This is a genomic window from Streptomyces sp. SID4985 (assembly GCF_009863025.1).
Taxonomy (GTDB): Bacteria; Actinomycetota; Actinomycetes; order Streptomycetales; family Streptomycetaceae; genus Streptomyces.
Genome location: NZ_WWIR01000149.1, coordinates 1 through 6,007 on the forward strand (window position 1 = coordinate 1; position 6,007 = coordinate 6,007).

Below are 6,007 nucleotides of genomic sequence, written 5' to 3' on the forward strand. Positions count from 1 at the left end.
CGGTCGTACGGGGCTCCCGCCTCGTCGCCTTCCGCGCCGTCCCCGGTGAGGACCCGGCCGAGCAGTCCCTGGGCACTCAGCCGCTCCCGTGCGGCGTCGGCCACCTTCGGATCGACCTCGACGCTCACCACGCTGTCCCTGCCGAGCCGGTGCGACAGGAGTCCCGCGTTCCAGCCGGTCCCGGTGCCGATCTCCAGCACGCGGTGTCCGGGCTCGACCTCCAGGGCCGCCAGCATCCGGAAGACGACCGAGGGCATGGACGCCGACGATGTCGGCACGTTGCCTCGTCTTTCTCCCCTGCCGTCGTCCCACTGGGTGACGATCGGAACGTCGGCGTTGGCGTAGGAGGTCCACAGCTCCGGCTGTTCGCGCCGGTCCACGGCGACGGTGGTGCCGGTGTCCATGTCGTGCGGCCACATGACATCGGGCAGAAAGCGGGCCCGAGGCACAGCGGCGAACGCCGGGAGCCAGTCGGCCGTCAGATACTCGCGCTCCAGAAGGAAGCGGCCCAACTCGGACCACTCCCCCTCCACTCCGGTGAACGTCATCTCAGCCGCAGCCCCTCGGACCGCCATCGGGAGACGGGGGCTCTTCCGGTCATGCGCCAGGTGAGCGTTTCCTTCATCGCGTACCCCTCCGGTGTGTTCGTGTTCCTTACCAACGAGCCAGGTTGGGAAGGTGGCACGCCCGGCAGGCACACCCGCGCCGCTCAGCCCGCCAAGGCGGCGGCCCGCAACTCGTCCCGTCCGATCGCGTCCACCCGGTCCGCCGGGACCGTGCACGCGTACGCCCCCGCGACCGCGCCAAAGCGAGCGCAGCGCTCCGGTGGCTCGCCGCTCAGGTGGCCGTGGAGGAAGGCTGCCGCGAAGGCGTCGCCCGCGCCGTTGGAGTCCGTTACGGGAGCGGGTGGGACGGCGGTGGGTATGTGGGTCAGCTTGCCGTCCGACAGGAGGTACGCGCCGTCGGCGCCCGCCGTGACGACGACCGTTCGGGCGCGGCCGTGTTTCACGATGTGGCGCATCGTGGACTCGGGGTCGGACAGGGCCGTGGCCGAGAGGAAGACGAGGTCGGCGGCGAGGGCGAAGGGCTCGTGGTAGGGGTTTTCGCCGTCCCAGTCGTGGAGGTCGGTGGAGAGGGGGACGCCGGTCTCCAGAAGGAGGGGCAGCGCTTCGGCGCAGGGGTGGGTGATCGTCACGTGGACGTGCCGGGCGGCCGAGGCGAGGGGGCGCAGCACCTCTGGTGGGAAGCGGTCGTCGGGGTGGGCGCGGCTCGTGTCGTAGAGGGAGAGGCGGCGGCCGTCGGGGCCCACCAGGTTGACCGCGCGCTTGGTACCGGCGGGCTGCGGCAGCGCGGTCAGGGGGATGCCGTGTTCGGTGTGCAGGGCGCGGACGAGGGTGCCCTCGGGGTCGTCGCCGAGGAGGTCGAGGTGGTGGACGCGCAGGCCGAGGGCGGCGAGGCCCAGGGCGACGAAGTCGCCGGTCTGTCCGGCCCGGGTGCGGATGCCGGAGTCGATCATGTAGCTGTCGGCGTAGGGCAGCGGCAGCTCGGGGACGGGCACGATGGTGTCCACTCCGGCGCCGCCGATTACCAGTACGTCGATCCCGTCCCGCACGGTCATGGACCGTCCTCCCCATGGTCGTACACCGTCACCGGGACGCCCCGCCGCACCAGCCGCCCGGTGATCAGCGGCTCCACGCGCGGCCAGCTCCCGCCCGCCAGGCCGCAGCCTATGCGAGGCAGGTGCACGGAGGCGCCGAGTTCGATCACTTGCCCGGCGAGACGGTCGAGGGCGGTGTCGATCGCGTCGTAGCGGACGGGGGCCGGGGCGGTCCTGCCGGGTCTTCTGACGCCGTGCTGGCCGATCATGTTGGCCACCCACAGATCCGGGGCGACGGGGACGAGCCGGACGGCGCCCAGGCCGAAGTCGTTGCCCGCGCGGTCGCGGTACCAGGCGCGGTAGGACGCCTCGGGCTCCGGCCAGCGCCCGGAGAGCGCGGCGACGAAGCCTCTCCCCCAGCCGCCGACGTCGTTGCAGACATGGGCGATCACCCGCGCACCCCCCGCACACGGCTCGGTGGCGTCACCCCGGACGTAGGTGATCCCAGAGAGGATCTCCGAAACGATCTCCGACATGACGCCACCGTAGCGGCGGCCACTGACAATGGTCGCTGACCTGCGGTTCTGCGGGCCTCAGACAGCCCTGGGAAGGGCTACTTCGCCAGTTCCGCCGGCTCCTCCGCCGCGTTCCGGGCGACCCGCCCGCGCACCCCGTACCAGCCCGCGACCAGCAGGGCCGCGATGACCGGGATGAGCAGCAGGGTCTTGCGGCCGACGTCCGGGTCGTTCCACATCATGCCGAGGCAGACCAGCAGGAAGACGACCGTGGCGATCTCCGTGACCGGGCTGAACTTCAGCTGGAAGTGCGGCCGGGTGACCTGGCCCGCGCGGGCGCGGCGAACGAAGATCATGTGGCAGATCATGATGATCACCCATGTGCTGATGATGCCGAGGGAGGCCACGTTCAGCACGATCTCGAAGGCCTGGCTGGGCACGAGGTAGTTCAGGCCGACGCCCAGCACGCAGACCGCGCAGGTCAGCAGGATGCCGCCGTAGGGAACCTGGCTGCGGTTCATGCGGGCGGTGAACTTCGGCGCGGAACCGGCCGTCGCCATGGAGCGCAGGATGCGGCCGGTGGAGTACAGGCCGGAGTTCAGCGAGGACATGGCGGCGGTCAGCACGACCAGGTTCATCACGTCACCGGCCGCCGGGATGCCGATCTTGGACAGCACGGTGACGAACGGGCTCTGGTCGGCGGAGTACACCGAGCCGGGCAGCAGCAGGGCGAGCAGCACGACCGAGCCGACGTAGAACAGGCCCACGCGCCACATGATCGAGTTCACCGCGCGCGGGACGACCTTCTCGGGACGCTCGGTCTCACCGGCGGCGACGCCGACCAGTTCGAGCGCGGCGTACGCGAAGATCACGCCCTGCATGACCAGGACGACGGGCATCATGCCGTGCGGGAAGATGCCGCCGTGGTCGGTGACGACGCTCAGGCCGGGCTGGTGGCCGCCCACGTCGTGCTGGGTGGCCAGCAGGAAGATGCCGACGAACATGAAGGCGACCAGCGTCGCGACCTTGATGATCGCGAACCAGAACTCCATCTCGCCGAAGATCTTCACCGAGATCAGGTTCACGGTGAGCACCACCGCGAGGGCGATCAGCGCCAGCACCCACTGCGGGATCGGCGTGAACATGCTCCAGTAATGCGTGTAGAGCGCGATCGCGGTGATGTCCGCGATGCCGGTGGTCGACCAGTTCAGGAAGTACATCCAGCCGGCGACGTAGGCGCCCTTCTCCCCGAGGAACTCGCGCGCGTACGACACGAAGGAGCCCGAGGAGGGGCGGTACAGGACCAGCTCGCCGAGCGCACGCACGACGAAGAAGGCGAACACGCCGCAGACCAGGTAGGCGATCGCGAGCGCGGGGCCCGCGTTGTGCAGACGGCCACCGGCGCCCAGGAAGAGGCCGGTGCCGATGGCACCGCCGATGGCGATCATGTTGACGTGACGGGGCTTGAGATCCTTGCTGTATCCGGCGTCGCCCGCGTCCGCGGGCGTCTGGGACGCCTGGGCCGCCTGTACGGCGGCCGGTGCCGATTCCACGGCTTCCTTGCTCACGGGTCGTTCCACTCTCTGGTGCGCCCGGAACCTCGCGGCCCCGGGGTCCTGACAATTCGGCCCACCCCGCCTCGGTGTGTCGCGGTTCAGACCAAGGCAGCAGCTTCCCAGAGAGATCACCCGTAATGCGGTGGTCCACGTCACAGAGCGGCACTTCTCACACATCCTCCCCGGCTTTCACAGCACCGGTACGGCGGCGATACTTCTGCGCATGACGACCGAGGACGGCGCGTATGACGACGGGGGACTGCTTCATATGACGGCCGAGGCCGGGGAGCCCACCCTCACCATCGACGAGCTGGCCGCGCGGTCCGGCGTCAGCGTGCGCACGGTCCGCTTCTACGGCACCCGGGGTCTGCTCCCGCCCCCGGTGATAGGCCCGCGCCGGGTGGGCCGCTACGGCCGCGAGCACCTGGCCCGGCTCGCGCTGATCGAGGAACTCCAGCTCCAGGGCCTCACCCTCGCCGGGATCGAGCGGTATCTGGAGCGGCTCCCGGCCGACCTCTCCGACCAGGACCTCGCCGTACACCGCGCGGTGGTCTCCTCCTGGGCGCCCGAGAAGGTGGAGACGCTCTCGCGCGCGGACCTGGAGCGCCGCGCCGGGCGCCCGCTGGACGACGACGCTCTGCGCCGCCTCGCCGCGATGGACGTCCTCGCCCCCGACGGCGACGGCTGGCGCGTGGACGCCGGGCTGCTGCGTCTCGGCGTACGGCTCCTGGACGTCCCCCTCTCCCAGGAGGTGATCCTCGCCGCCCGCACCGCCCTCCTCGACCACTCCCGCGCCGCCGCCCGCGAACTCTCCGACCTGCTGCGCGGCGCGGTGACGGAACGGGACGCGCGGGACGTCCGCTCCCTCTCGGCGCACATGCAGCCGCTGGTGGTACAGGCGCTGCTGACCACGTTCCAGCGGTCGCTGAAGCGGGAGGTGCGGCAATGGTTGTCGGAGGCGGGGGCGGTGCCGGAGGACCCCTCACCCGCGGAGGACTAGGAAACGGCTGCGGACCGCCCGCCCGGTGGTGTGTCATCGACGTCATGGCGATCGTGCTGGGCGAGCCGGGAGTCGACGGGGTGACCGAGGCGGTGGGCGCGCTGCGGGGGTGGCAGTACGAAGGGTCGCCGACGCAGCCGCACCCCGGGGACCTGGGCTGGTTCCGGCGGTTCGGCGCGGAGGCCACGGCCGCGGCGGTACGGACCTGGAGCCGCGACGGCCGGACTCTCGCCGTCGGGCTGCTGGACGGCCCTGAGCTGCTGCGGCTGGCGATCGCGCCGGACGCGTGGCAGGACGAGGAGCTGGCGCGGCGGCTGCTGTCCGACATCGCCGCGCCGAAACGGGGCGTGCTGCCGCCGGGGCGGGCGTACGTCGAGGCGTCCCCGGGCACGCTGGTCCACGGTCTGCTCTCCGAGGACGGCTGGCACCCCGACGAGCCGTGGACTCCATTGCAGCGCGACCTCACGGACCCGGTGGACGACCCCGGCGTACGGATCGAGACGGTCGGCCCGTCGCGGGCGCACGTCCGTGCCGCCGTGCAGCGGGCCGCGTTCGACGGGTCGGCCTTCACGGCCGAGCACTGGCACGCGATGGCGAGCGCGCCGTCGTACGCGGATGCCCGATGTCTCGTCGCGTACGACGACCAGGACAACGCCGTGGCGACGGTGACGGTGTGGTCGGCCGGTCCGGGCAGGCCCGGGCTGCTGGAGCCGATGGGCGTACACCGGCACCACCGCGGCCGCGGCTACGGCCGTGCCGTCACCCTCGCCGCGGCGGCCGCGCTGCGGGAACTGGGGGCGTCGAGCGTGCGGGTCGGCACGCCGAGCGCGAACGCGGGTGCCGTCGCCACGTACCGCTCTGCGGGGTTCCGGGTGCTGGGCGAGGCGCGGGATCTACGGCGGGACGCTTGAGCGCCGTGCTGGGCCGCTCAGTCGAGACAGAACTCGTTGCCCTCGACGTCCTGCATCACGATGCACGACTCGTTCACGCCATCGGCCCGCAACAGCCGCTCCCGCCGCGCCCCCAGCGCGACCAGCCGCGCGCACTCTGCCTCCAGTACAGCGAGGCGCTCCTCCCCCACGAGCCCGGTGCCCACCCGTACGTCCAGATGCACCCGATTCTTGACGACCTTGCCCTCGGGCACCCGCTGGAAGTACATCCGGGGCCCCACACCTTCGGGATCCATACAGACGAACGCCGCCCCCTGCCGCTCGGGCGGCAACGACCGGTCGAACGCGTCCCAGCTGTCGTACCCCTCCGGCGGTGGCGGTACGACGTATCCCAGCACCTCACACCAGAAGCGGGCGACGCGCTCGGGTTCCGCGCAGTCGAAGGTGAC

Annotated in this window: 7 protein-coding genes; 2 read left to right on the forward strand and 5 right to left on the reverse strand. The window is 71.5% G+C overall.

From position 1 onward, the window contains the following. The 4 genes from GTW40_RS05980 to GTW40_RS05995 all read right to left on the reverse strand — a co-directional run. The coding region (locus GTW40_RS05980; RefSeq protein ID WP_161179102.1) for a methyltransferase domain-containing protein at positions 1 to 548 on the reverse strand (548 nt) is incomplete at its 3' end. A 161-nt stretch (positions 549 to 709) separates the two neighbouring features. After that, positions 710 to 1,618 (reverse strand): PfkB family carbohydrate kinase, encoded by a 909-nt coding sequence (locus GTW40_RS05985; RefSeq protein ID WP_161179103.1) that lies wholly within the window; start codon positions 1,616 to 1,618, stop codon positions 710 to 712. Beyond that, positions 1,615 to 2,133: a macro domain-containing protein gene (locus GTW40_RS05990; RefSeq protein WP_161179104.1), complete on the reverse strand. Its 519-nt coding sequence runs from the start codon at positions 2,131 to 2,133 to the stop codon at positions 1,615 to 1,617. Before GTW40_RS05990 ends, GTW40_RS05985 begins: the two co-directional genes overlap by 4 nt. 77 nt (positions 2,134 to 2,210) lie before the next feature. After that, complete coding sequence (locus tag GTW40_RS05995) at positions 2,211 to 3,680, reverse strand: amino acid permease (RefSeq protein ID WP_161179105.1); 1,470 nt, start codon at positions 3,678 to 3,680, stop codon at positions 2,211 to 2,213. Between the two features lie 211 nt (positions 3,681 to 3,891). Here GTW40_RS05995 and GTW40_RS06000 point away from each other — a divergent pair, with 211 nt between their 5' ends. Next, entirely contained in the window at positions 3,892 to 4,668 is a 777-nt protein-coding gene (locus GTW40_RS06000; protein ID WP_237525358.1) for a MerR family transcriptional regulator, read from the forward strand. A gap of 44 nt (positions 4,669 to 4,712) precedes the next feature. Further along, complete coding sequence (locus GTW40_RS06005; protein WP_161179106.1) at positions 4,713 to 5,579, forward strand: GNAT family N-acetyltransferase; 867 nt, start codon at positions 4,713 to 4,715, stop codon at positions 5,577 to 5,579. Positions 5,580 to 5,596: 17 nt separating this feature from the next. On the opposite strand, the gene GTW40_RS06010 is transcribed toward GTW40_RS06005, so the two are convergent. Further along, on the reverse strand, positions 5,597 to 6,007 hold a 411-nt coding region (locus GTW40_RS06010; RefSeq protein WP_161179107.1), incomplete at its 5' end, for a VOC family protein.